Here is a 22,889-nt window from a genome sequence, read left to right as displayed (position 1 = left end):
CGTCAGCCACCGGCCCCGCCGACGTCGATGTCCTGCGACCCGGCGGGAAGGCCGTCCCGGTCCGCCTCTGCGACCGGCAGGCACGGGCCGAGCACCGAGACGAGCAGCAGCGGCAGGTCCGGGTAGGCGCTGAGGCTGACGTCGACGTCCGCGAGCGGGCCACCCACCCGCCGGCGGCCGGTCAGGTCCTCGATGTCGCCGGGCGTCCAGCCGGTTTCCTCGGCCACTGCGGCGGCAACGTCGTCGAGCAGCTCTCCGGACGACGACCCGGACGGCGCGTCGAGTCGGGCCTGTGCGGCGTACTGCCAGGCGGACGCGTCGTCCGTGCACGTCGTCCACGAGCCCGACGCTCCGGCGGGGGTGAACCCGCGACCGGCGGCCGCCGCCACCACGTCCCGGGTGCGGTCCCGGACGACGTCCCCGGTCGCCCGTACCTGATCGAGGTCGACCGTGTCCTCGGCACCCACGGACTGCTCCTGTCCGTCCGGCTCTGCGGCAGGCTCGCCCGGTCCGGCGCACGCACCGAGCAGCACGGCACCCGCCAGCAGGGCGGGCCCGCGGAACCTTCTCACCTCGGGTCCCCCGGCCGTGCGCCCCACCCCAGCACGACCGACGTCCGGCGCAGGGCCGTGACCGCCGCCCCGACCTCGACGGGCGCCGACGCGACCGTGACGTCCCAGGGCTGCGCGGGTCCCCACCCGACGACCTCGACCGTTGCGGGGCGTCCCTCGCCGCCGCGGACGCCGGTCAGCCGGGTCCCGCTCCCGCCGACCGGCCGGGTGGCGACTTCCCACCCGCGGGCCTGCAGCCGGACGGCGACGCGGGCGACGGCGCCCGCTGCATCGTCTGGGCCCGACGCCACGACGTCGGCGTGGCTGGCTTCGGGTCCCGAGCGGGCGCGGACCCGGGCCCGCACCCGGCCGGGGCCCTCGCCGTCCCAGGAGTGGCGGACCTCGCCCGGGACGGGCCGTCCGTCTCCGACGACCGGCCAGAGCTCCTCGAGCACGGCGAGCGCCTCCTCCCGCGCGGCCGCCGCACGCTCGGCGGCGGCGTCGGCTCCGACCGGCGGCACGTCGGCGTCCCCGGCTCTCGCCGCGTCCGCGGGCAGCAGGACGACCGGCACGTCCGGCCGGAGTCGTCGGAACTCGTCGAAGAAGGGGTCGGCGGTCACGGGGCGTGGCTCCGTTCGGTGGGGGTCCGATCCTCCTCCGGCTCGTCGGAGGTGCGCCACCACGGGTCCGTGCGGTGCTCGGCGGGGACGACGTCGTCGTCGCGGCCGGTGACGATGCTGGCGAGGTTGTGCAGCGACTCCGACCCGGGGCGGAAGTACTGGGTGTGGTCGTGCACCGTCGGAGCCTGGCTGCGGTCGGTGAGCTCGGCCTGGATCCGGCGGGCACCGAAGTCGTCCTCGGCTGGGTCGTCGCCGAGACCGAGCCCCCCGAGGCTGCCGAGGTTCGCCCACCCGTTGCCGCCGAGGTAGGTGACGTAATCGGTGCTGGCGCTGCCCACCCAGACCCGGTCGGCGCCGACCCCGAGGTCCTCGGCGTGGTCGGCGTTCGCCCCCGCGCCCGGCGATCCGATGAGGACGATGTCGTCCGCGTCGTAGCCGACGTCGGTGGCGCCGCGCGCGGCCGTGGTGCTGCCGTAGCTGTGGCCGATGACGGTGAGGTGAGGCCGGTCCTCACCGCGGCTGGCGAGGTACCCGGTGACGTCGCGGGCCAGCAGGGCGCCGCCGTCGCGCGCCCGGCTCTCCCCGGCGACCGTGACGCTGTCCCAGTCGGACGGCGCGTCGTAGCCGATCCAGACCAGGCCGGCCGTCGCCGTGCGAGGGTCGGCGAACCGGGCCTCCCGGTAGAGATTGACGGCGTTGTCCACGTTGCCGGCCAGACTGCCGTGCACGGTGGTCGTCAGCCCAGGAACGGTGAAGGCCACAGTGTCCGCCTCGGCCAGGTCGCCGACCGACAGCAGTACGCGACCGTCGCCTCCGAAGGCGTGCGGGTCGTAGCCGTACAACCGGGCGGTGAGCGGCTCGAGCGTCACCGGGTCCTCGGTTTCCTCGATCGCCGCGATCTCGTCGCGGACCGCCAGCGCGTTCGCCAGTGCGTCCTGCTGGGGGCCGGTCAGCCACCCGGTCTCACCGCGGGCCTGCAGCAGCGTGATGTCCCGGTCCAGCAGCAGCCGGTTGGCCTCGTCGCGGGCTCCGGCCGGGACGCCGTCGAGGGCGCCGACCACCTCAGGCAGGGTGGTGAGGGCGGCATCCCGCTCGGCGGCGGTGAGCGAGGCCCACCAGCTGGCGGCCGCGTTAGGGGCCAGCTGAGCCAGGCCGTCGGCGCCTGTCCCCGCCCGCGCGAGGGCGATGTGCAGGGCCGGGTCCTGACCGCCCGTGGTAGCCAGCGCGCGGGCCGTCGCCTCGGCGCCGGCGTAGCGGCGCAACACAGCGGTGAACGCGTCTTCGGCCGCGAGGGTGTCCGCCCGCAGCAGCGCGCTGTCGGTGGCGAGCACCTCGACCTCGCCGCGCAGCCGTCGTGCCTCGTCCTGCAGGAGCGCGACGACGTCCGCCGTGACCTCTCCCGCGAGGGTGCACCGGGCCTCGTCGGCGAAAGACGTGACCGCGAAGCGCAGCGTGACGTGCCGGTCGGCCAGCTCCTCACCGCGCCGCCGCAGCGACTCCAGGGCGTCGGCGTAGGCGTCAGCCGCGCTAGCCGCGGAGCGCAGCGCCACCGCACCGGCGGCGAGGGCGGCGCCGGTCGGCCGGACGTGCGCCGCGTATGCCTCGCTCGCCGGCCCGGACCACCCGGGCTCCCGGCCGACGGGGCCGACGGCGTCCATGGCGACCCACCCGTGGCGGTCGTCGAGGAGGGCACCGGCGCCGAGCAGCGAGCCGGCCAGCTCCCGCGCGGCGACGGGGTCACCGGGCGGCCTGAACGGCGACGCCGGCTGTGGCGGCAGGACGACGGTGCCGGTCATCGGGGTCAGCCGCCGACGGCCTCGAGGTAGCGGCGCGCGGTCGTGTCGACGCCGAGATACGTCTCGGCGGTGTCGGTGAGCCGTTCGGCGACGTCGTCGGCCGTCCCAGCCAAGGCTGCGAGGTCCTGTCGCCACGTGGAGGTGAACGCGGTGAGTGGCGCGGCCACCCGCAGCGGCCAGGCGCCCGGTGCGCGGACGTCGTCCGCGCAGTCCCGGATGACGATCGCGGTCTCCTGCCATCCCAAGGCGAGTGAGGCCAGCTCGGCCATGGCGACGGCGAACCCACCCGTCACGCTCTCCATCGGTACCCCCGGGGATCGTCTCTGTGCCGGAGAGTACCCGCGATGGGACACGGCGTCACCGGTCGCGGCTCTGGCGGAGAGGTGGAGACCGAGCGTACGCTCGGTGTCCGGACAACTCGTGGAGGAGGTCTCGTGCGCACCTGGAGCACCCGGCGGTGGGTGGCCGCCGCCGTCGGTGCGGTGGCGACCGTGCTCGTCGTCGCCGTCCCGACCGACCTCATCGACACGCCGGTCTTCGGCCGGGAGGTCCCGCCGACGTGGTGGTCCTGGCCGGTGCTGCTCGTGGCAGCGGTGCTGTCGGGCCTGCTGCTGGCGACCTACGTGCGTGAGCCCACCGACGCGGACGTCGAGGACGTCGCCGCGAGCCGGGCCGGCGGCGCCGGGGGCCTGCTGACCTTCTTCGCCGTCGGCTGTCCGGTGTGCAACAAGATCGTCCTGCTCGCTCTCGGCACGACCGGGGCGATGCAGTGGTTCGAGCCGATCCAGCCGGTGCTCTCGGTGCTCGCGATCGGCCTGCTCGGCTGGGCGCTGCGCCGCCGGCTGCAGTCCGCGACCAGCTGTCAGGTGCCGGCCGCGACCGCGCCGAGGGTGTAGCCGGCCGAGGTCCACGCGGCAGTCACCGACCACCGGTCGGCCCGGATCGCCGTCCGGCGCAGCTCGACCGGGCGCTCGCCGGCGCCGGTGGCCCGCTCGACGGTCCTGCGCTCGACGACGAACACCGGCACGTCGGCGGGGACGGCGAGCAGCTCCCGCTGGGCGCCGGACGGGCAGACGGCGCCGATCCGCTCGGCGCCACCGGTGACCCGGACGCCGCAGCGCGTCGCGAGCTCGTCGTACAGGGCGGCCCGGGTGAAGTCGGCGTCGAGCAGCGGGCGGGCGAGGTTCCCGGGCAGCCAGACCGCGTCGTGGGCCAGCGGGACGTCGTCGGCGTAGCGCAGCCGCTCGAGGTGGAACAGCTCCGCGTCGGCGGGCAGCCCCAGCAGGCCGGCGACCTCGGTGGACCGGACGAGTCCCTGGTGCAGGGTGTCGCTGCGCTGCTCGAGCCCGGCGTCCTCGACCGCCCGGACCAGCGAGTAGAGGGCGCCGAGCGGCTGCTCGACCACCGTGCGCCGCACGCTCGTGCCGCGGCCCCGGGCGGAGTCGATGACGCCGTCGTCGCGCAGCCGGCGCAGCGCCTCCCGGACGGTGTGCCGCGACACGTCGTAGGCAGCCGTCAGCTCGTGCTCGCCGGGGAAGGCGTCGTCGAACTCTCCCGCGCCGACCCGGCGCAGCAGGTCGCGGTGCAGCTGCGCCCACAGCGGCAGCGGGGAGGTGCGGTCGAGCCGCGAGCGGCTCACCGCTCGGAGGCCACCGGCTCGGCCGGTGCCGCCGCTGGCGCCGGGCGGCGACGACGGCCGCGCAGCACGACCACCACCGCGGCACCGGCGACGAGAGCCGCGGCGACGCCACCGACCAGCCAGCCCAGCTCCTGGCCGAGGATGACCGTGGCCATGACGAGCACGAACCAGCCGAAGCCCTTGCGCAGGTGCTCCGGGTGGACCCGGCTCACCAGCCGGCCACCGAGGACGCTGCCGACGACCGCCGCTGCGGTGACCATGGCCGCCAGCGTCCAGTCGATCTGCACGCTGGCCAGGTAGCCGGCGAACCCGGCCGCGGACTTCATCGCGATGACGACCAGCGAGGTCCCCACGGCCACTGGCATCGGCAGCCCGCCGAGCAGGGCGAGGGCCGGCACGACGAGGAAGCCGCCACCGGCCCCGACCAGGCCGGTGACGAGCCCGACCACCGTGCCGTCGAGCAGGATCCGCCCGAGCGGGAGGCGACGGGGGGCGGCGTCCGGGTCGACGTCCTTGCGGCCGCGGAGCATGGCGATGGCGGTGGCGACCATCATCACCGCGAAGGCCAGCAGCAGGATGCGTCCCGGGATGAGCTCGGCGAGCCGCCCGCCGGCGTAGGCGCCGACCATCCCGGCCAGCCCGAACAGGATGCCGGTGCGCCACTGCACCCGACCGGCCCGGGCGTGCGACACCGCAGCCGCGGCACTCGTCACCCCGACGACGAGCAGCGACAGTGCGATGGCCTCCTTGGCGGGCAGGCCGGTGACGTAGACGAGCAGCGGGACGGTGAGGATCGACCCGCCCCCGCCGAGCAGTCCGAGGGACAGGCCGATGAGGACGGCGAGGACGACGGTCAGCGCGATCACGGGCAGGGCCTCTCGTGCGGAAAGTCTGTCGTCGGGGGTGCCGACGACGGGGATGCTGTGGGACACTGTACGTCAAAGTCCGGTTGTCCGTACATTACAAGAACCGGGAGCGCACAGATGGACGTCGTCGTCCTGGAGACCCCTCCGCTGGGGGACCGCAGCTACCTCGTCCACGACGGGAGCGTCGCCTTCGTCGTCGACCCCCAGCGTGACCACGACCGGATGGAGGCCGCCGCTCGCGACGCCGGCGTCCGGATCACCCACGTCGCCGAGACGCACCTGCACAACGACTACCTGACCGGCGGCCTGGCCCTGGCCCGGGCCGTCGGCGCCGAGTACCTCGTCAGCGCCGACGACGAGGTCGAGTACGAGCGCACCGGCGTCCGGGACGGCGACGTCCTCGCCGTCGGCGACCTCGAGGTCCTCGTCGTCGCCACCCCCGGGCACACCCACAACCACCTCTCCTACGTCGTCCGCCACGACGGCCGGGAGGCGGTGTTCTCCGGGGGGTCGCTGCTGTACGGCTCGGTCGGCCGCACCGACCTCATCGCGCCGGCGGACACCGAGCCGCTGACCCGCCACCAGTACCGCTCCGCGCGCCGCCTCACCGAGGTCGCCGGTGAGGGCGCGCAGCTGTACCCCACGCACGGGTTCGGGTCGTTCTGCTCCAGCGGCCCGGCGTCCGGCGCGCAGTCCTCGACCCTCGGCGAGCAGCGCCGGACCAACCACGCTCTCACCGACGACGACGAGGACCACTTCGTCCGTGAGCTCATCGCCGGGCTGACCGCCTACCCGTCGTACTACGCGCACATGGGCCCGCAGAACCGCCGCGGTCCCGGCTCGCCGGACCTGTCCGTCCCCGAGCCCCTGGACGGCGCGGAGCTGGCCCGCCGGCTGGAGGCCGGTGAGTGGGTGGTCGACCTGCGCAACCGGGTGGCGTTCGCCAGCGAGCACCTCAAGGGGTCGGTGAGCTTCGAGTACGGGGACGGGTCGAGCTTCACCACCTTCCTCGGCTGGACGCTGCCGTACGGCGACCGGATCACGCTCGTCGGCAGCCGCGAGGACGTCGAGAAGGCCGTCCGCGACCTGTCCCGGATCGGCATCGACGGCCCGGACGCCGCCCTCGGTGAGCGGCCGGCCGACCTCGCCCCCGGCGCGCCCACCGACACCATCCCCCGGGTCGGCTGGGCGGAGGTCGCCGAGGCCCTCAAGGCCGGCGGCGAGACCGTGCTCGACGTCCGGCGCGAGGACGAGTACGCCACCTCGCACGTCGAGGGCGCGGTCAACCTGCCGCTGCACGACCTGCTCACCCGCCACCGCGAGCTGCCCGAGGGACGGCTGTGGGTGCACTGCGCGAGCGGGTACCGCAGCGGGGTCGCGGCCAGCCTGCTGCGCCGGCTCGGTCGGGACGTCGTCCAGGTCGACGCGGAGTACGACCAGGCCGGCTTCGCCGGCGTCCCGGTGGCCGCCGGGAACTCCTGAGGCGACGCCGTCGTTGCGGCCGGGGAGACCGATTTGACCGGACAACCACAGGAGCCGCTCCCGATGTCGGACAGCCCCGCGCCGCCCACGTCCACCTCCCGCGAGACCGCGCGCTCCTCCGGACGCGGCTGGCTCGCCCCGCTCGTCGTCCTGCTCGCGGCCGGGGCCCTCGTCGTCGCGGCCCTGGTCGGCACCGGCGGCTCCGCCGGTGACACCGCGGCACCCGCGGCCTCGCCGTCCGAGGACGCCGGCGCCGGGGCGGCCGGCGACGCGGACGCCGCCCCGGGCGACGGGACCGACGAGCAGTCCGTCGACGAGGCCATCGCCGCCCTGGCCCACCGCGACGAGGGCGACCCGTACGCCCTCGGGGACGTCGACGCCCCCGTCGTCATGATCGAGTGGTCGGACTTCCAGTGCCCGTTCTGCGGCCGGTTCGCCCGGGAGACGAAGCCCGAGCTCGTCGAGCAGTACGTCGAGGACGGCGTGCTCCGGATCGAGTGGCGGGACTTCCCCTACCTCGGTGAGGAGTCGCGGACGGCGGCACTCGCCGGCCGGGCGGCCGCCGAGCAGGACGCGTTCTGGGAGTTCCACGACGCGCTGTTCGCCGAGCAGGCGAGCCCCAACTCCGGGCAGCTCGACGCCGACCGGCTCGTCGGGCTGGCCGAGGAGCTCGGGCTGGACGTCGAGGCGTTCGCCGCGGCCATGGACGACCCGGCCAACGCCGAGGCCGTCGACGCCGACTTCACCGAGGGACAGATGCTCGGCATCACCGGCACGCCGACGTTCCTCGTCGGCACGCAGCCCGTCGTCGGCGCCCAGCCGCTGGAGGTCTTCCAGCAGGCGATCGAGGCCGCGGCCGCCGAGGCCGCCGACGCCGGCGAGTGACCGGCGTGGACGTCGGGTTCGTCGCCGCCTTCGCCGGCGGGCTGCTCTCGCTGCTCAGCCCGTGCAGCGCCCTGCTGCTGCCCTCGTTCTTCGCCTACGCGTTCGCCCGGCCCACCGAGCTCGCCGTCCGGACCGGGCTGTTCTACCTCGGGCTGCTCGTCACGCTCGTGCCGCTCGGGGTCGGCTCGAGCCTGGCCTCCCGGCTGTTCTACGGCCACCGGGACACCCTCATCGACGTCGCCGGCTGGACGATCATCGCGATGGGCGTGCTGCTCGTGCTCGGCCGCGGGTTCACCGTGCCGGGCGTGGAGCGGCTCAGCGCCCGGGTGACCGCATGGTCCGCCGGACGGCGCGGGGTGCTGCCCACCGTCGCGCTCGGCGCGGTGTACGGCCTCGCCGGATTCTGCTCCGGGCCCATCCTCGGCGCCGTCCTCACCGTGTCCGCCACCTCTGGGTCACCGGTCACCGGCGGGCTGCTGCTGGCCGTGTACGCGCTCGGCATGGCAGCACCCCTGTTCGTGCTCGCCCTGCTGTGGGACCGGTTCTCCCTCGGGCAGCGCGGCTGGCTGCGCGGCCGGGAGGTCCGGGTCGGCCGGGTCCGCCTGCACACCACCCAGCTGCTGTCCGGCCTCCTGTTCGTCGTCATCGGCGTGCTCTTCCTCGCCTTCGACGGCACCGCGGGGATCACCGGGGCGTTCGGCCTCGGGGACACCGTGGAGCTCGAGTTCGCGGCCCAGTCCTGGATCAGCTCGGTGGTCGACGCCCGGATCGACGTCGTCGTCCTCGTCCTCGTCACGGTGGCCGCCGCCGTCGTCCTGGTCCGCCGGCTACGGCGCCGGCACCCGGCGGACGACACGCCGGACCGGGTCGACGCCCGCCGCTGACCGCGCGTTCACCCGCAGACGTCCTCGACGTCGACCGGCTCGGCCGGGTCGCTGGTGACGGTCGGCGTCGGGGTGGGGTCCCCCGCGGCCGGGCCGTCGTCGTCCGGGCCGTCGTCGTCCGGGCCGGACGGCGTGGGGCTGTCAGCTGGTGTCGGGCCGGCCGTCGGCTCCGGCCGGGGCTCGAGCGCGTCGGCCACGATCTCGTGGATGGCCTCGAAGTCCGGGTCCTCCGGGGTGATCACGTCCCGGTCGAAGGAGACGCTGCGGATGTGGGCGTCCTGCACCCGCAGCGCCAGCTCGACGAACGCCTCGAGCTCGGAGCCGCGGACGTCGGTGAAGACGTTGCGCTCCGCCGAGGACGCCAGCCGGGGGAACGCCCGGGCGAGCCGGACCGGGTCAGCCTGCTCGGCGACCGCAGCGATGACGCACTGCTGGCGAGCCATCCGGTCGTAGTCGTCCGAGCCCTCCCGGGAGCGCGCGTACCACAGCGCGTGGTACCCGTCGAGGACCTGCTCGCCGGGTTCGATGTACCCGGTGATCGGGTACCGCTCGCCGGTGACCAGGTTGGTCCCGCCACCGATCGGGATCCGGCGGTCGACGGTCATCCGGATACCCCCGATCGCGTCGATGACGTCCTCGAAGCCCTGGAGGTTGACGATCGCGTAGTAGTCCAGCGGGATCCCCAGGACGCCGCTGATGGCGTCGCGGGTCGCGCGCAGCCCGGGGTTGGCGACGCCGGGGAAGTGCTGCGGGTTGTCCTGCGCCCAGCTCCAGACCGCGTTGAGGTGGCAGTCGTTCTGCACGCACGTGCCCGGACCGGACGGGTGGAAGCCGTCGGGGAACAGCTCGGCCCCCACGCTGCCCTCGGCGAAGACCGGGCCCTCGAGGTTGCGCGGCACGCTGAACAGCACCGTCTCGCCGGAGTCGGTGTCGATACTGGCCACGATCATCGTGTCCGTGCGGGTCCCGACCCGCCCCGGGCCGGCGTCCGAGCCGAGCAGCAGGACGTTCACCCGTGGCTCGTCCGCCCACGGGTCCTGCGCGCCGACGTCGGGGGAGGCCAGGCCGCCCTCCCGTCCGTCGCCGTCCTCCTCGTCGAAGACGGTGAGAATGAGCGAGCGCTGGGTCAGCGCGTACCGAGCGGCCGTGACCCCGGGGGCGGCGACCAGGCCCACCAGGGCGGTGACGAGCAGGCCGCTGACCACCCGCTGGAGCACGGTGAGCCGGGTGCGGCGCAGCAGCAGGTGCCCGACGACGATGACGAGGGACCAGGATGCGGCGCCGGCGACCGCGACCACGGCCGCCACGAGCAGCGCGTCGGGCCGGGTGGCGACCTGCAGCCCGAGCTCGGTGACGCCGCCGGCGGCGACGACGGCGCCGAGAGCCCCGACGGCCAGGAGGAAGAGTCCGAGGACCACCGCACCGCTGCGTCGCCGGCCGGCCGCGATGAGACCCGCACCGGGCAGCAGGGCGCCGAGGGCGGTGAGCACGGTCAGCCAGGTGAACCCCTGCCCGGCGTCGGTGGCGTGCCGGGCCTGGCCACCGGTGACCCGGACGGCGCGCTCGGGATGCCGGGCGTGTCGTGCGCTGGCCCGTGCGGCCTGGGCCCGGATCGCGCGCCGGGAGGGGTAGGCGACGGGTTCGCTGACCAACGAAGCTCCCCTCCCAGCAGGCCGGCGGGTGCACGACGCCACGGCGCACCGGCTGATGTCCGGTCCCATTCCACCATGCCTGGGCGAGTCGGCCGCCTTTGGTCCGCGTCCGGTGGTCCGGCTACGCTGGCCCGGCGTCCTGGAGGCGTCGCCTAGTCCGGTCTATGGCGCCCGCCTGCTAAGCGGGTTTGGGGCTACAACCCCATCGCGGGTTCAAATCCCGCCGCCTCCGCGGTACGACGACGGGCCCGGCTCTGACCTCAGAGCCGGGCCCGCCCCGTCGCTGACCAACCGAACCCCTCTCCGTGATCATGCAATCCCGCCACCCTGGCGCGACCCCTCACCCCCACCCTTCGTGATCATGCAATCCCGCCACCCTGGCCCAGCTCGTGCGGGTGGCGGGATTGCATGATCACGGGTGGGTCGTGCGGGGGGTGGGACGTCAGTCCATGCCGAGGCGGTGCTTGAGGAAGTCGAGCTCGGTCCACAGCATCGCAGGCAGGTGCTCACCGAACTTCTCGAACCACTCCTGGATCTGCGGGACCTCCTGGCGCCACTCCTCGGGGTCGACCGTCAGGCAGACCCGCAGCTCCTCCTCGGTCAGGTCGAGCCCGTCGGTGTCGAGGGACTCCGGCGTCGGCACGTGGCCGATCGGCGTCTCGGTGGCCGCTGCACGCCCCTCGATGCGCTCGATGATCCACTTGAGCACACGCGAGTTCTCGCCGAAGCCGGGCCAGACGAAGTCGCCGTCCTCGTTCCGCCGGAACCAGTTGACGTAGAAGATCCTGGGGAGTTTCGCGACGTCCGCGTCCTTGCCCATCGAGATCCAGTGCTGGAAGTAGTCGCCGCCGTTGTAGCCGATGAAGGGGAGCATCGCCATCGGGTCACGACGGACGACGCCCACCTGGCCGGTCGCGGCGGCGGTGGTCTCCGAGGACAGGGTCGCCCCCATGAAGACGCCGTGCACCCAGTCCCGGGCCTCGGTGACGAGCGGGACCGTCGTCGCGCGTCGTCCGCCGAAGAGGATCGCCGAGATCGGGACGCCGCGGGGGTCGTCGTACTCGGGGGCGAGGATCGGGCACTGCTTGATCGGGGTGCAGTACCGGCTGTTCGGGTGCGAGCTCGGCTCGCCGGAGTCCGGCGTCCAGTCCTCGCCCTTCCAGGACCGGGCGTGGGCGGGCGGGTTCTCCATGCCCTCCCACCAGATGTCGCCGTCGTCGGTCAGTGCGACGTTGGTGAAGATGCTGTTGCCGCGGTTGATGGTCTCGATCGCGTACGGGTTCGTCTTCTGGTTGGTGCCGGGGGCGACGCCGAAGAACCCGAACTCGGGGTTGACCGCGTAGAGCCGGCCGTCCTCGCCGAAGCGCATCCAGGCGATGTCGTCGCCCAGCGTCTCCACCTTCCACCCCGGGATGGTGGGTTTGAGCATCGCGAGGTTCGTCTTGCCGCACGCGGACGGGAAGGCGGCGGCGACGTAGTACGTCTGCTGCTCGGGGGAGGTGAGCTTGAGGATGAGCATGTGCTCGGCCATCCAGCCCTCGTCGCGGGCCATCACCGACGCGATGCGCAGGGCGTAGCACTTCTTGCCGAGCAGGGCGTTGCCGCCGTACCCAGAGCCGTAGCTCCAGATCGCCCGCTCCTCGGGAAACTGGGTGATGTACTTCGTGTCGTTGCACGGCCACGGCACGTCCTGCTGGCCTGGCTCGAGGGGGTAGCCGACCGAGTGCAGCGCCGGCACGAAGTCGGCGTCGAGCTCTTCCATCCGGCGCAGCACGGTGTCGCCCATCCGGGCCATGATCCGCATCGACGTGACGACGTAGGCGGAGTCGGTGATCTCGACGCCGAACATGGGCTCGGGTGCGTCGAGGTGGCCCATGACGAACGGGATGACGTACATCGTCCGACCGCGCATGCACCCCCGGTAGAGCGCGGTCATGCGCTCCTTCATCTCGTCCGGGTCCATCCAGTTGTTCGTCGGACCGGCGTCCTTCTCCTCGCGGGAGCAGATGAACGTGCGGTCCTCGACCCGGGCGACGTCGGTCGGGTCCGACTGGGCGAGGAACGAGTTGGGCTTCTTCGTCAGGCGGGTGAACGTTCCGGTCTCGACGAGGAGGTCGGTGAGCCGCGTCCACTCCTCCTGAGAGCCGTCGACCCAGTGGATGGCGTCGGGGGTCGTGAGGGCGGCGACCTCGGCGACCCACTCGGCGAGCCGGGCGTGGGTCGTCGGCCGGCCGGTGACCATGATGTCGGGAGAGGTGTCGGTACTCATGTCTCCTCCTGAGTCCTTCCGTGGTCGTCGTTGACCGGTCGCGGACCCGGGTAGGGGTGACCCGCGGTCGGCTGGTGACCGCGGGACGCCCGGGTGTCGCTTTTCACCGTATCCCGCTGTCTCGCATAGCGACACCGCGAACGAGGCAGCCGCTCGTGAACTGGCTCACAAGCGACAACTCCCTGTCGCATCCTTGCGAAAGGCGTTGAGTTCTTGCGGGCTTGCTACTGGTACGAGACAAAGACGGGGGCGGGTTCGACGTCCATGGTCTGCGCCGGCGTGAACGTCGGGCGGTCCTCGTCGTAGAAGTTCTTCCAGGCCCAGTGGACGTTGTCCGGAGCCCCGGTGCGCAGGGCGTCCCAGGTGGCGAACTTCTGCTCCGGGGTGCCGTTGCCGTCGGCGTGGATCGTGATCGCCAGCTCGTCCCGTGAGGTGTCCAGCAGCTCACGGTCTCTGATCATCGAGAGCCGGAACTGGTGGAGCACGAGGACCTTCTGCGGCAGGGCGTGCTCACCGGTCAGGTCCGCAAGCCAGGTGATGACGCTGTTGACTTCCTCGACGCTCACCGACCCGATCTGCCGCATGTGCCGCTGCCCCGGCTGGAGCCGCCACTCCGGGTCCAGGGCGAGTCCGACGTGCGGCTCGACGAGCAGCTCCTCGTACCGCTTGGCCTGGGTGAGGAAGTCGGTCGTTCCGGGCTGCAGGTCGAGGACGACGAGCATGCCCGCCTTACGAGCGGCGTCCACCCACGGGCGGAGCTCCTCGACTGTGGACTCGCTGGACCAGTCGCCGTCGCGGCCGGGCTCGCTCGAGGCGACGGTGGTGATGATCTCGAAGGCCGGGACCACCGGGACGTCGGACAGCTCGGCGTACTCGGCCGCCGTCCGGTGGGCACGGTCCACGGCCTCGTCCAGCGGCTGCTCACCCATCACCCCGAGTGCGCTCGTGCCGGGGTGCCCGTAGAGAGCGACCACCCGCCGGTGCGGGAAGACGACCTGGCCGCCCCCGGGCAGTTGGACGCCAGTCGCCGCAGTGGCAACCCGCGTGTCGACCGTCTCGACGTCGCCGAACGCGTCCCCGAGCGCCAGCACGTGCGACGGCGGGTGCTCGGCGAGCTGGGCAATGACATCGGGCTGGGTCCGCGGGTCGCCGTCCGGGAGCTCGAGCACGCGTGCCCCGGCCGCCGTGGCGCTGGCGACGGCGGTGGACGACCAGTCCGCGCCGTCGGTGAGGACGACGACGTCGCCCAGCGGCTCGGCGGCCGTCGTGGCCGGCAGGTCCGCCGGGTCGGTGACGACCTCGGCGTCCGCGGCCCGGACGGCGGCGGCGAGCGTCTCGTGGTCCAAGGCTCCGGACGACGTGGGGCTCGGGGCGGTCGTTCGGCCAGAGCTCTGGGTGGACGTGGGAGCCGAGGACGGCGTGGAGGTTGGCGTGGCTTCCGGAGGTCCCGGCTCGGCGAGGAGGACGCTCTCGGTGCCGAGGCGCTGGAGCTCGGCGGTCAGCTCGGCCGGGTCGGTGGCCGGGTGCAGCACCGGCGCGCCGCGGTCCACGGCCGCCTTGACAGCTGCGGCGTCGGACGGCGCCGCGACGGCCACGACGGGGGCCGTCTCGAAGAGGTCGCGGACCGTGGTGAGCGCCGCTCTGGCGGCGTCCTGGTCCGGGAGGACCGTCGTCGGCTCGGCGGGCGCACTCGTGTCGAACCGCGCCGGCTCGACGTGCAGGCCCGAGGTCGCCGGAGTGTCGGTTCCGTCGTTGGCTGCGGTTCGAGAGGCCGAGCCGCCGCCGTCCGTGCACCCCGCCAGCGCCACGGCGCCGGCGGCGAGACCGGCGGCGATCGTGGCGGGCAGGCGGCGACGGGAGGTCACCCGGGCAGGGTAGGTCGGTGGTCTTCGTTTGTCCGTTCGGCGGCCGGACGCCGATTCGCGGGGGCGGGCGGGTGTCGGCCTGGATTTCGGGGGCGCGCGGGAGTCGGGCTAGACTCGGCGCGCTCCATGCGCCCGTAGCTCAACGGATAGAGCATCTGACTACGGATCAGAAGGTTGGGGGTTCGAGTCCCTCCGGGCGCGCGTCGCGTTGAGACAGCGACACAAGGCCTCTTACCAGCGGAAACGTCGGGCGGAGGCCTTGCTCGTTTCGCTGTGGATGGCGCCGCCAGCGCGCGGCCAGCGACCCCCTCATGGTGAGGCGGCGGTTGGCGGAGTGTCAGTCCTCGGCGACCCGCACGTCGACGTCGATGTTGCCGCGCGTGGCGTTGGAGTAGGGGCACATCCGGTGCGCCTGCTCGGCGAGGGCCACCGCCTCCTGGTGACGCAGGTTGGGGATCGTCACCTCAAGCGTGACAGCCAGGCCGAAGCCTCCCTCCTCGCGTGGCCCGATGGCCACCCTGGCACCGACGGTCGATCCCTCGACCGACGTCTTCGCCTGCCTGGCGGCGCCCTGGAGCGCCGAGTGGAAGCAGGCGGCGTAGCCCGCGGCGAACAGCTGCTCGGGGTTGACGCCGCCACCGGGTCCGCCCATCTCCTTGGGGACGGCAAGATCGAACTCCACCTGCCCGTCGCTGGTGCGCACGTGACCGTTGCGACCGGCGCCGGTGGAGAGGGCCTCAGCGGTGTAGAGGATCTCCATCCCTGCAGCGTGCCACGTCCCGACGAGTGCGGCGAGAGCTCCCGTGGGATGCCTTGGTAGTCATCGAGGCGGCCGGGGGACGGTAGTGGCCCCACGGCGGCGCAAACCCTCCCCAGTGCGCAGACGTGGTGAGTGGGTGTGCGGGTCAGACCGAGCAGGAGCCGTCCTGGCAGCCGTCCCCGTCCTGCCGTCCGGTGCCGGTGGTCGCTCCGGCGCTGACCATCTGCAAGGGGTTGGCCTTGGCCCACGCCTGGTCCAGCGCCTGGCTGAATACCTCGACGGGCTGGGCCCCGGAGACGCCCACCGCCTCGGCGAGGACGAAGAACGGGACGCCCGTGGCGCCGTACGCCTGGGCCCGGGCGACGTCCTGGTGCACCGCGTCGGCGAACTCGTCCCCGGCGAGCACCTCGCGCACCCGGGCCTCCTCCAGGCCCACGTCGGTGGCCAGCCGGACGAGCGTGTCGTGGTCACCGATCTGCTCGCGCTCGGTGAAGTACCCGCGCATGAACCGCTCGTGCGCCGCACCGGCCAGCCCCTGCGTGGCGGCCAGGTGGATCAGCCGGTGGGCGTCGAAGGTGTTGCCCAGCCGGGCCTCCTCCAGGTGGTACTCCAGACCCACCTCTGCGGCCATCCGCTCGATACGCGCGTTCATCTGGCGGGCCTGCTCCAGGTCCGTGCCGTACTTGCGCGACAGGTGCTCGGTGGTGGTCTCGGTGCTCGTGGCGGGGGCGGTCGGGTCGAGCTGGAAGCTGTGCCACACGATTTCGACCTCGTCCCTGTGCGGGAACGACTCCAGTGCCTGTTCGAGGCGACGCTTGCCGATGTAGCAGAACGGGCAGACGACGTCGGACCAGATATCGATCTTCATGTCCTGCGCAACCGCCGGCCGCACCGGGCCATTCCGGCTCGGTGGTATACCTCGGTCCCGCGGCTAGGCTCTCCCGACGTGAGCGAGCTTCAGGTCGAGGCCGCCGTCCCGCCAGCCGAGGACGCCGAGGTCACTGCCCGCTGGCAGCGTCTCGGCATCCCGGGGCTGGCCGACGTCCACACCCACTTCCTGCCGCCGCGGATGCTGCGCCGCGTGTGGGCGCACTTCGACGAGACGGGACCGCTTATCGGCCGGGCGTGGCCGATCACCTACCGCTGGAGCGAGGCAGACCGGGTGGCGCACCTGCGCGCGCTGGGAGTCCGGCACTTCACCGCGCTGCCGTACGCTCACCGGCCCGGGATGGCGGTCGACCTCACCGAGTGGGCGCTGGAGTTCGCCGATCGGACGCCGGAGTGCGCGCCGTCCGCGACCTTCTTCCCCGAGCCCGGCGTGCTGGACTACGTGCGCTCGGCGCTCGACCGCAGGGCCGCCGTCTTCAAGGTGCACGTCCAGGTCGGGGGGTTCGACCTGCGCGACGAGGTGCTGGACGCCGTGTGGGGCGTCCTCGCGGAGGTCGGCGTCCCGGTCGTCATCCATGCCGGCAGCGGTCCAGTGCCTCGCGCGGGACTCACCGGACCGGAGCCACTCGCCGGGGTGCTGCGCCGGCACCCGACGCTGACCGCCGTCGTCGCCCACATGGGGGCGCCGGAGTACGAGGGCTTCATCGAGCTTGCCGAGCGGTACCCGCGCGTCCACCTGGACACCACGATGGTGTTCACCGACTTCTTCGAGGAGACGGCGCCGTTCCCGCGCGCGCTGCTGCCCCGGCTCGCCGACCTGCAGGACCGGGTCGTGCTCGGGTCGGACTTCCCGAACCTCCCCTACCCGTACGTACACCAGCTGGAGGCGCTCGAGCGCCTCGAGATGGGAGACGACTGGCTGCGAGACGTGCTCTGGCACAACGGATTCAGACTGATAGGGGCGTCAGCCGTGAGGTAGTGGGACCGGGCGTACGCTCAAGTCCCAGGGCAGGGCAGTCGGCGGCTCGTCGTCGACCACAGGGATCCGTGCCTTCGGCCTCTGGTCTGCGCCCGTGACCACACCGCACGATGGCGCGGATGGGCGACGGCATCGACCTCCAGTCCGGCCTCTCCTCGACTGAGGCGGCGGCTCGGCTTGCTCGTGACGGCCCGAACCGGATGCCTGCGCCCCGCCGGACGAGCACGGTGCGCCGCTTTGCCGGCCAGCTCGTCCACTTCTTCGCGGTGATGCTGTGGGCGGCTGGGGCGCTGGCGTTCGCCGCTGGTCTGCCGCAGCTCGGGGTGGCGATCTTCCTGGTCATCGTGGTGAACGCGGTCTTCGCGTTCGTCCAGGAGAGCCGGGCTGACCGGGCCGCGGAGCGGTTGCGGGAACTGCTGCCTCGTCGGGTGACGGTCAGGCGGGACGGCCGCCTGCAGGAGATTGACGCGGGAGAGGTCGTGGTCGGCGACGTGCTGGCCCTGGGGCCCGGGGACCGGGTGCCCGCTGATGCCACCGTGGTGGTGGCCCGCAACCTGCTCGTCGACACCTCCTCCCTCACCGGCGAGAGCGAGCCGTCACCGGTTGACGAAGGGACGCTGTACGCCGGCTGCTTCGTGGTGGAGGGCGAGTCCGACGCGGTAGTGACCGCCACCGGGGTATCGACGCGCCTGGCGGGCATCGCTCGTCTCACCGTGCAGACGCCGAGTCCGCCGAGCCCCCTGGCCCGGGAGCTGCACCGGGTGGTGCGGGCGATAGCGTCAATCGCCGTGGCCGTCGGTGGCGGCTTCTTCGTGCTCGCGCTCGTCCTGGGCGACTCGGCTTCGGACGGACTCGTCTTGGCCATCGGGGTGACCGTGGCCCTGGTCCCCGAGGCCCTGCTGCCGACCGTCACGTTGTCGCTGGCGTGGGGCGCCGAGCAGATGGCCAAGCGCCAGGTGCTCGTGCGCGAGCTGGAGGCAGTGGAGACGCTGGGTTCGACCACATTCATCTGCACGGACAAGACCGGCACACTCACCCGCAACCAGATGACGGTGGTCGAGGCGTGGACGCCGGGGGGCACGGCTGTGATCGACACGCCGGGCTACGAGCCCACTGCGACAGTGGTGCTCTCCAACCCCGGTGCCCGCCACGGTCTCGAGGTGCTGGCCCTGTCCGCGGCGCGCTGTTCGGCTGGGTACGTGCACCCGGTCGACGGCGGTTGGGCCCCCCACGGCGATCCCATGGAGGCAGCACTCGACGCCTTCGCCCGTCGCCTGGGCCTCGACACGGACGACGACCGGACCAGCCACCGGCCGAGTGTCCGGTTCCCGTTCGACCCTCGCCGCCGGCGCATGTCGATCGTCATCGACGACGAGGTGCTCGTCAAGGGCGCGCCCGACACGGTCCTGCCCCTCTGCTCGGACGTCGAGGGCGCGGCGCAGGCGCTGACTGCGCTCACCGACAAGGGGCTGCGGGTTCTCGCGGTTGCCGGCAAGGCGACGGCCGGTTCGGCGCCGAGCTCCGCGGAGGACGCCGAAGCCGGTCTCTCGCTGATGGGCCTGGTGGCGATGGAGGACCCGCCCCGCCCCGATGTCGCCGAGGCGATCGAGACCTGCCGCCGTGCCCGGATCAAGGTGGCCATGATCACTGGCGACCACCCGGCGACTGCTGCCGCTATCGCCACCCAAGTGGGCCTGCGCCGGCCTGACGACCCGGTTCTGTCCGGCGATGACCTGCCCGCCGACGATCAGGTGCTCGGCGCACTCCTCGACCGGGACGGCCTCGTCGTGGCCAGGGTGTCGCCCGAGGACAAGCTCCGCATCGCTCGAGCTCTGCGGGCCCGCGGCCACGTGGTGGCCATGACAGGCGACGGGGTCAACGACGGCCCCGCCTTGCACGAGGCCGACATCGGGATCGCGATGGGCGCCTCGGGCACGGACGTGGCCCGCGAGGCCGCCGACCTGGTGCTCCTCGACGACCACTTCGCCACCATCGTTGCCGGCATCGAGCAGGGGCGGACGACGTTCGTCAACGTGCGCCGGTTTCTCACCTATCACCTCACCGACAACGTCGCTGAGCTCGTCCCCTTCCTCGTCTGGGCTCTGTCGGGCGGACACTTCCCCCTCGCCCTCGGCGTCCTGCAGATCCTCGCCCTCGACCTCGGCACCGACACCCTCTCAGCAGTCGCGCTCGGCGCCGAACCCCCCGCCAGAGGGGTGCTCGAGCAGCCACCGGTGTCGGGCCCGCTGCTCAACCGGGCCGTCGCCCGCCGCGCCTTCGGTGTCCTCGGCCCCACCGAAGCGGCGATGTCGATGACGGCGTTCGTGGTGTCCTTCGCCGCCGCCGGATGGCGGCCCGGCGAGCCGTTCCCCGGCGGCGCGACGGCTGCTGCGGCCTCAGGGGCCGCGTTCATGACCGTCGTGCTGGCCCAGACGGCCAATGCGTTCGCCTGCCGGAGCTTCATCCACTGGCCCGGCGCCCTCGGGTGGACGACCAACCGGCTCCTGCTCCCCGCCATCTGCCTTGGGCTCGCCTTCTCGCTGCTCGTGCTGTTCGTCGAGCCCGTTGCCAACGAGCTCGGGCACGCGGTACCACCGCTCGCCGGCTGGGTGATCGCCGTCCTGTCGGTTGGTGCTGTCCTCGCCGCGGACGCACTCGACAAGCGACGCCACCATCACCGACGCTGATCCGGCAGTCGCGTCGACCCACCGGCCGAGCCCCGCCTCGCCTGGGGCGCTGGGTCGGCCTGCGCCGATGGGTCCGGGGGCGAGACCCTTTTCGACGTCCCGGTCCCGCAGTCGTCGTACTCGGACGACGGGTGGGGGCCCTGCGGGCTCTGGTGCCGGCGATGGGGACGAACCGAGGCAGGGCGATACTGGACCGGAGGAGGAAGGTTGGCGGTGGCTGATCGGCCCAGCGAGGTTGAGGGGAGCGCTGACCGTCCGTGTGGCGCTCCTCCGAACCGCCTCGCCGGCGAGGCTGACGCTCGCCCGAGTGCTCTCCTGGTCATGGCCGAGTACGGCGTGGAGGATCCGGTGTGGGCGAGGCCGACGGGTCACGGCGGGCCTGTACGACTCACCGACCTCGGTGTCACACCGCAACTCGTCAGTCGTCTCCGAGGGTGGAATGAGCAGTTTGATAACCTCGCCGCGACGGACTTTGAGTGGGAGAGTCCCGAGGTGGAGGACGCCTGGATTCGTGAGGGCCTGAACCTGGCCTACGAGTTGCAGAACCAGCTTCCTGACATTGACATCAGCTACGCGCACGACGGTGACGGTCGTTCAGTGCGGGAACGGCGCGGACCGTGACGAGGCCGCAGCTGGCGGACGATTTTTCGACGCAGCACCGACATGGCCGGCTGGTCTCCACCGCGCCAGGCCCTGCCTACGCCCCGACGGTACGGAAGCCCCCGTTGGCCATGGAGGAGTCCGGAGTGTTGGAGGAACGCGCGGCGTTCCGGTACCGGTTGCAGTACGAGTCGTGACAGAGGAACGAGCCGCCGCGCATGACCCGCGCGGTTCCCCTGTCAGGGCCCTGAGGCGCTACGGTGGGCGAGTTCTCGAAGTACCTCGGAGAGAACCAGTCGCTGCACCACTCCCACACGTTGCCGACCGTCTGCCACAAGCCGAACCCGTTCGGCGCGTAGGTGCGAACCGGTGCAGTGGTGAGGAAACCGTCTTCCTGGGTGTTCAGCACCGGGAACCGCCCCTGCCAGATATTGCATCGCCATTCATTTCCGTGTGGCGGTGCCAGGTCGTTTCCCCACGGGTAGCGGGCTCCTTCGAGCCCTCCCCGGGACGCGTACTCCCACTCGGCCTCGGTCGGGAGTCGCCGGTTGGCCCACGCGCAGTATGCCTGTGCATCGTTCCAGCTGACGTGGACGACAGGGTGGTCCTCGCGCCCCTCGGTGCCGGACCGGCGCCCCTCGGGGTGCCGCCAGCTTGCACCCCGGACGCCCAACCACCACGGAGTAGCTGGTGGGCGTCCGACGATGTCGTCAGGGTCAGCTGCCAGCGCCAGATGGAACACCGCTGAGTACCCGAACTGCTCGGCCTCGGTGACGTAGCCGGTGTCCTCGACGAAATAAGAGAACGCCTCGTTCGTCACGCTGGTGGCGTCGATGGAGAACGCCTCGAGCTCGACGCGGTGAACCGGTCGCTCTCCGTCGGACGCGATCCCGTCACCGTGGTGGTCGCCCATCAAGAATGCGCCGCCAGGGACCGTCACCTGCTCGATCGCATGGATCACACCGTCGCCGGTCGGCCGCTGGCCGCTCCGACGCGGTGCCGTGAGCGTCTCGTGCGACCGTGACGGGGCGCAGCAGGCGGCGGGCGCACGACCCTCTCCATGGGTCAAGGCTCACGTCCCCTCTGCGTGTGTCCACCGGCCAGCTCCTGGCCGCACTCGCGGTGATGGGCGGACCTGTCGGGCAGGGAACCAACCTCTCTGAGGCGCTCGAGCACTACGAGCTCCGCCTGCGTGCCGTCGTAGGATCGGTCCAAGCGGGCAGGCTCGTCAAGAAGCGCCCGGCCTCGGAGAGGCGACACGGCCTTGGACACGACACGGACGCCGCGACGGGTGACCCTCGCGGACGTAGCGCGCCACGCAGGCTTCTCGCGGTCCACGGCGTCACTCGTCTTCCAGGACAGCCCACTCGTGGCGGCCGCGACGAAGGCGGCGGTCCTCACCGCCGCGAAGGAGCTCGGGTACGTGTACGACCGGCGTGCCGCCGCCCTGCGGACCCGGAAGAGTCACACGATCGGCTTGCTGATCCCGGGTCTTGCGAACCCGTTCTTCGCCGCACTCGTTCAGGCGGTCGAGGAGCAGCTGAGCCCGTCAGGTTTCACCGTCCTGCTCGCCAACACACTCGAGAGCCCTGAGCGGCAGATCGCTGTGCTGGAGACTCTCCTGGAGTACCGGGTCGACGGTCTGCTCATCGTTCCAGCAATCGGCTCGGGTCCTGACGTCCTTCAACCGCTGGATCACTACGGCGTGCCTCACGTCCTGCTCACCCGAAGAATTGCCGGGGCAGCTGAGGGTGACTGGGTCGGTTCGGACGACCGTCGAGGGGGACAGCTGGCGGCCGAGCACCTGCTCGACCACGGCTGCCAGTCACTGGCCTACTTCGGCGGCCCGCTGGACACGTACGCACGCGCCACTCGGCACGACGCCTTCGCCGACACAGTTCTCACGGCCGGCGTGACGTTCGCCGAGGAGTGGTCGCAAGGCACCGAGACCTCCAGCTCGGCCGGTTATGAGGCGGCACGAGCGCTGCTGCAGTCCGGCCCGCCACCGGAGGGACTCGCGTGCCACAGCGACGCCATCGCCTTCGGAGCCATGCGCGCCCTACGGGATGCCGGCTGGTCAGTGGGAGAACAGGTCCGAGTCATCGGCTACGACGACGTCGAGCACGCTCGGTCGTGGTCGCCGTCCGTCACCTCGATCTCCGTCTCCAGTGACGAGATGGGTCGTACGGCCGCCGCGCTGCTCCTTGAACGGATTGAGCGTCCCGGTCGCTCGGCGAGCGCACGAACCGCCGTCTTCACGCCCACACTGCAGCTCCGGGAGTCCTGCGGCGCCCACGCGTAGCCCCCGCGGAGAGGACCTGGGCCAGCGAGCGCTCGCTGGACGAGACTCGGCCGAAGTCGTTGACAGGCTCCATGGTCGCCACCTAGCGTTCGGATCGATCCAAGGTGATGAGCATCACCTCAGGGCCCGCCGCGACGTCCGGGAAGCCGCTGAGCGAGTCACTG

At 72.5% G+C, this 22,889-nt stretch carries 20 protein-coding genes and 2 tRNA genes; 10 read left to right on the top strand and 12 right to left on the bottom strand.

Annotated features, from left to right (window positions below):
- Window positions 1-2 precede the first annotated feature (2 nt).
- The 4 genes from ACFP6A_RS02795 to ACFP6A_RS02780 are packed head-to-tail and all read right to left on the bottom strand — an operon-like array spanning window position 3 to window position 3,269.
- Window positions 3-572: a hypothetical protein gene (locus tag ACFP6A_RS02795; protein WP_379601361.1), complete on the bottom strand. Its 570-nt coding sequence runs from the start codon at window positions 570-572 to the stop codon at window positions 3-5.
- Window positions 569-1,171, bottom strand: a complete 603-nt coding sequence (locus ACFP6A_RS02790; RefSeq protein WP_379601359.1) for a hypothetical protein — start codon at window positions 1,169-1,171, stop codon at window positions 569-571. The genes ACFP6A_RS02795 and ACFP6A_RS02790 overlap by 4 nt, the downstream gene beginning before the upstream one ends.
- The gene (locus ACFP6A_RS02785; RefSeq protein ID WP_379601358.1) at window positions 1,168-2,967 is read right to left on the bottom strand and encodes an alpha/beta hydrolase; all 1,800 of its coding nucleotides are present in this window, start codon (window positions 2,965-2,967) and stop codon (window positions 1,168-1,170) included. The genes ACFP6A_RS02790 and ACFP6A_RS02785 overlap by 4 nt, the downstream gene beginning before the upstream one ends.
- 5 nt (window positions 2,968-2,972) lie before the next feature.
- The gene (locus tag ACFP6A_RS02780) at window positions 2,973-3,269 is read right to left on the bottom strand and encodes a hypothetical protein (RefSeq protein WP_379601356.1); all 297 of its coding nucleotides are present in this window, start codon (window positions 3,267-3,269) and stop codon (window positions 2,973-2,975) included.
- A 132-nt stretch (window positions 3,270-3,401) separates the two neighbouring features.
- Between ACFP6A_RS02780 and ACFP6A_RS02775 the strand changes: the two genes are divergently transcribed.
- A complete protein-coding gene (locus ACFP6A_RS02775) occupies window positions 3,402-3,863 on the top strand; it encodes a hypothetical protein (RefSeq protein ID WP_379601354.1) in 462 nt (153 codons plus the stop codon).
- Here the strand turns inward: ACFP6A_RS02775 and ACFP6A_RS02770 are convergent.
- Together ACFP6A_RS02770 and ACFP6A_RS02765 are read right to left on the bottom strand one after the other, a co-directional pair.
- Window positions 3,830-4,606, bottom strand: a complete 777-nt coding sequence (locus ACFP6A_RS02770; protein ID WP_379601352.1) for a GntR family transcriptional regulator — start codon at window positions 4,604-4,606, stop codon at window positions 3,830-3,832. The two genes, ACFP6A_RS02775 and ACFP6A_RS02770, sit on opposite strands and share 34 nt — an antisense overlap.
- Window positions 4,603-5,472, bottom strand: a complete 870-nt coding sequence (locus tag ACFP6A_RS02765; RefSeq protein ID WP_379601458.1) for a sulfite exporter TauE/SafE family protein — start codon at window positions 5,470-5,472, stop codon at window positions 4,603-4,605. Before ACFP6A_RS02765 ends, ACFP6A_RS02770 begins: the two co-directional genes overlap by 4 nt.
- A 117-nt stretch (window positions 5,473-5,589) precedes the next feature.
- On the opposite strand from ACFP6A_RS02765, the gene ACFP6A_RS02760 reads away from it, so the two are divergent.
- The 3 genes from ACFP6A_RS02760 (at window position 5,590) to ACFP6A_RS02750 (ending at window position 8,723) form a co-directional block, all read left to right on the top strand.
- Window positions 5,590-6,954: a rhodanese-like domain-containing protein gene (locus tag ACFP6A_RS02760; protein ID WP_379601350.1), complete on the top strand. Its 1,365-nt coding sequence runs from the start codon at window positions 5,590-5,592 to the stop codon at window positions 6,952-6,954.
- 63 nt (window positions 6,955-7,017) lie between these two features.
- Window positions 7,018-7,839 (top strand): DsbA family protein, encoded by an 822-nt coding sequence (locus tag ACFP6A_RS02755; RefSeq protein ID WP_379601348.1) that lies wholly within the window; start codon window positions 7,018-7,020, stop codon window positions 7,837-7,839.
- A gap of 5 nt (window positions 7,840-7,844) precedes the next feature.
- Entirely contained in the window at window positions 7,845-8,723 is an 879-nt protein-coding gene (locus ACFP6A_RS02750) for a cytochrome c biogenesis CcdA family protein (protein ID WP_379601346.1), read from the top strand.
- Window positions 8,724-8,731: 8 nt separating this feature from the next.
- On the opposite strand, the gene ACFP6A_RS02745 is transcribed toward ACFP6A_RS02750, so the two are convergent.
- The gene (locus tag ACFP6A_RS02745) at window positions 8,732-10,375 is read right to left on the bottom strand and encodes an LCP family protein (RefSeq protein WP_379601344.1); all 1,644 of its coding nucleotides are present in this window, start codon (window positions 10,373-10,375) and stop codon (window positions 8,732-8,734) included.
- A 141-nt stretch (window positions 10,376-10,516) separates the two neighbouring features.
- Here ACFP6A_RS02745 and ACFP6A_RS02740 point away from each other — a divergent pair.
- Window positions 10,517-10,607: transfer RNA gene (locus ACFP6A_RS02740), tRNA-Ser, on the top strand.
- A gap of 210 nt (window positions 10,608-10,817) precedes the next feature.
- On the opposite strand, the gene ACFP6A_RS02735 is transcribed toward ACFP6A_RS02740, so the two are convergent.
- Together ACFP6A_RS02735 and ACFP6A_RS02730 are read right to left on the bottom strand one after the other, a co-directional pair.
- On the bottom strand, window positions 10,818-12,644 hold the full coding sequence (locus tag ACFP6A_RS02735; protein WP_379601342.1) for a phosphoenolpyruvate carboxykinase (GTP): 1,827 nt from the start codon (window positions 12,642-12,644) through the stop codon (window positions 10,818-10,820).
- A gap of 224 nt (window positions 12,645-12,868) precedes the next feature.
- Entirely contained in the window at window positions 12,869-14,509 is a 1,641-nt protein-coding gene (locus ACFP6A_RS02730; RefSeq protein WP_379601340.1) for a hypothetical protein, read from the bottom strand.
- 128 nt (window positions 14,510-14,637) lie between these two features.
- Between ACFP6A_RS02730 and ACFP6A_RS02725 the strand changes: the two genes are divergently transcribed.
- Window positions 14,638-14,710 (top strand) — tRNA-Arg (locus tag ACFP6A_RS02725).
- A gap of 136 nt (window positions 14,711-14,846) precedes the next feature.
- Here ACFP6A_RS02725 and ACFP6A_RS02720 read toward each other — a convergent pair.
- A complete protein-coding gene (locus ACFP6A_RS02720) occupies window positions 14,847-15,269 on the bottom strand; it encodes an organic hydroperoxide resistance protein (protein WP_379601339.1) in 423 nt (140 codons plus the stop codon).
- Window positions 15,270-15,414: 145 nt separating this feature from the next.
- A complete protein-coding gene (locus ACFP6A_RS02715; protein WP_379601338.1) occupies window positions 15,415-16,137 on the bottom strand; it encodes a DsbA family oxidoreductase in 723 nt (240 codons plus the stop codon).
- 78 nt (window positions 16,138-16,215) lie between these two features.
- On the opposite strand from ACFP6A_RS02715, the gene ACFP6A_RS02710 reads away from it, so the two are divergent.
- The 3 genes from ACFP6A_RS02710 to ACFP6A_RS02700 all read left to right on the top strand — a co-directional run bounded on the left by ACFP6A_RS02710 (window position 16,216) and on the right by ACFP6A_RS02700 (window position 20,444).
- Window positions 16,216-17,136: an amidohydrolase family protein gene (locus ACFP6A_RS02710; RefSeq protein ID WP_379601337.1), complete on the top strand. Its 921-nt coding sequence runs from the start codon at window positions 16,216-16,218 to the stop codon at window positions 17,134-17,136.
- A 119-nt stretch (window positions 17,137-17,255) separates the two neighbouring features.
- Window positions 17,256-19,823 (top strand): cation-translocating P-type ATPase, encoded by a 2,568-nt coding sequence (locus ACFP6A_RS02705; RefSeq protein ID WP_379601335.1) that lies wholly within the window; start codon window positions 17,256-17,258, stop codon window positions 19,821-19,823.
- Between the two features lie 321 nt (window positions 19,824-20,144).
- A complete protein-coding gene (locus ACFP6A_RS02700; RefSeq protein WP_379601334.1) occupies window positions 20,145-20,444 on the top strand; it encodes a hypothetical protein in 300 nt (99 codons plus the stop codon).
- Between the two features lie 76 nt (window positions 20,445-20,520).
- Here the strand turns inward: ACFP6A_RS02700 and ACFP6A_RS02695 are convergent, their stop codons facing one another.
- The gene (locus ACFP6A_RS02695) at window positions 20,521-21,492 is read right to left on the bottom strand and encodes a formylglycine-generating enzyme family protein (protein ID WP_379601332.1); all 972 of its coding nucleotides are present in this window, start codon (window positions 21,490-21,492) and stop codon (window positions 20,521-20,523) included.
- A gap of 222 nt (window positions 21,493-21,714) precedes the next feature.
- Between ACFP6A_RS02695 and ACFP6A_RS02690 the strand changes: the two genes are divergently transcribed.
- Complete coding sequence (locus ACFP6A_RS02690) at window positions 21,715-22,725, top strand: LacI family DNA-binding transcriptional regulator (protein WP_379601331.1); 1,011 nt, start codon at window positions 21,715-21,717, stop codon at window positions 22,723-22,725.
- Window positions 22,726-22,889 lie beyond the last annotated feature (164 nt).

This window comes from Quadrisphaera sp. GCM10027208 (assembly GCF_042658805.1).
Taxonomy (GTDB): Bacteria; Actinomycetota; Actinomycetes; order Actinomycetales; family SCSIO-59966; genus SCSIO-59966.
This window is presented reverse-complemented; position numbering and strand designations above follow the sequence as displayed.

Excerpts from the sequence above, each read along its gene's own strand:
- ACFP6A_RS02785 (WP_379601358.1), bottom strand. The coding sequence starts at position 2,967 with ATGACCGGCACCGTCGTCCTGCCGCCACAGCCGGCGTCGCCGTTCAGG.
- ACFP6A_RS02780 (WP_379601356.1), bottom strand. The coding sequence starts at position 3,269 with ATGGAGAGCGTGACGGGTGGGTTCGCCGTCGCCATGGCCGAGCTGGCC.
- ACFP6A_RS02760 (WP_379601350.1), top strand. The coding sequence starts at position 5,590 with ATGGACGTCGTCGTCCTGGAGACCCCTCCGCTGGGGGACCGCAGCTAC.
- ACFP6A_RS02755 (WP_379601348.1), top strand. The coding sequence starts at position 7,018 with ATGTCGGACAGCCCCGCGCCGCCCACGTCCACCTCCCGCGAGACCGCG.
- ACFP6A_RS02735 (WP_379601342.1), bottom strand. The coding sequence starts at position 12,644 with ATGAGTACCGACACCTCTCCCGACATCATGGTCACCGGCCGGCCGACG.
- ACFP6A_RS02720 (WP_379601339.1), bottom strand. The coding sequence starts at position 15,269 with ATGGAGATCCTCTACACCGCTGAGGCCCTCTCCACCGGCGCCGGTCGC.
- ACFP6A_RS02715 (WP_379601338.1), bottom strand. The coding sequence starts at position 16,137 with ATGAAGATCGATATCTGGTCCGACGTCGTCTGCCCGTTCTGCTACATC.
- ACFP6A_RS02705 (WP_379601335.1), top strand. The coding sequence starts at position 17,256 with ATGGGCGACGGCATCGACCTCCAGTCCGGCCTCTCCTCGACTGAGGCG.
- ACFP6A_RS02700 (WP_379601334.1), top strand. The coding sequence starts at position 20,145 with ATGGCCGAGTACGGCGTGGAGGATCCGGTGTGGGCGAGGCCGACGGGT.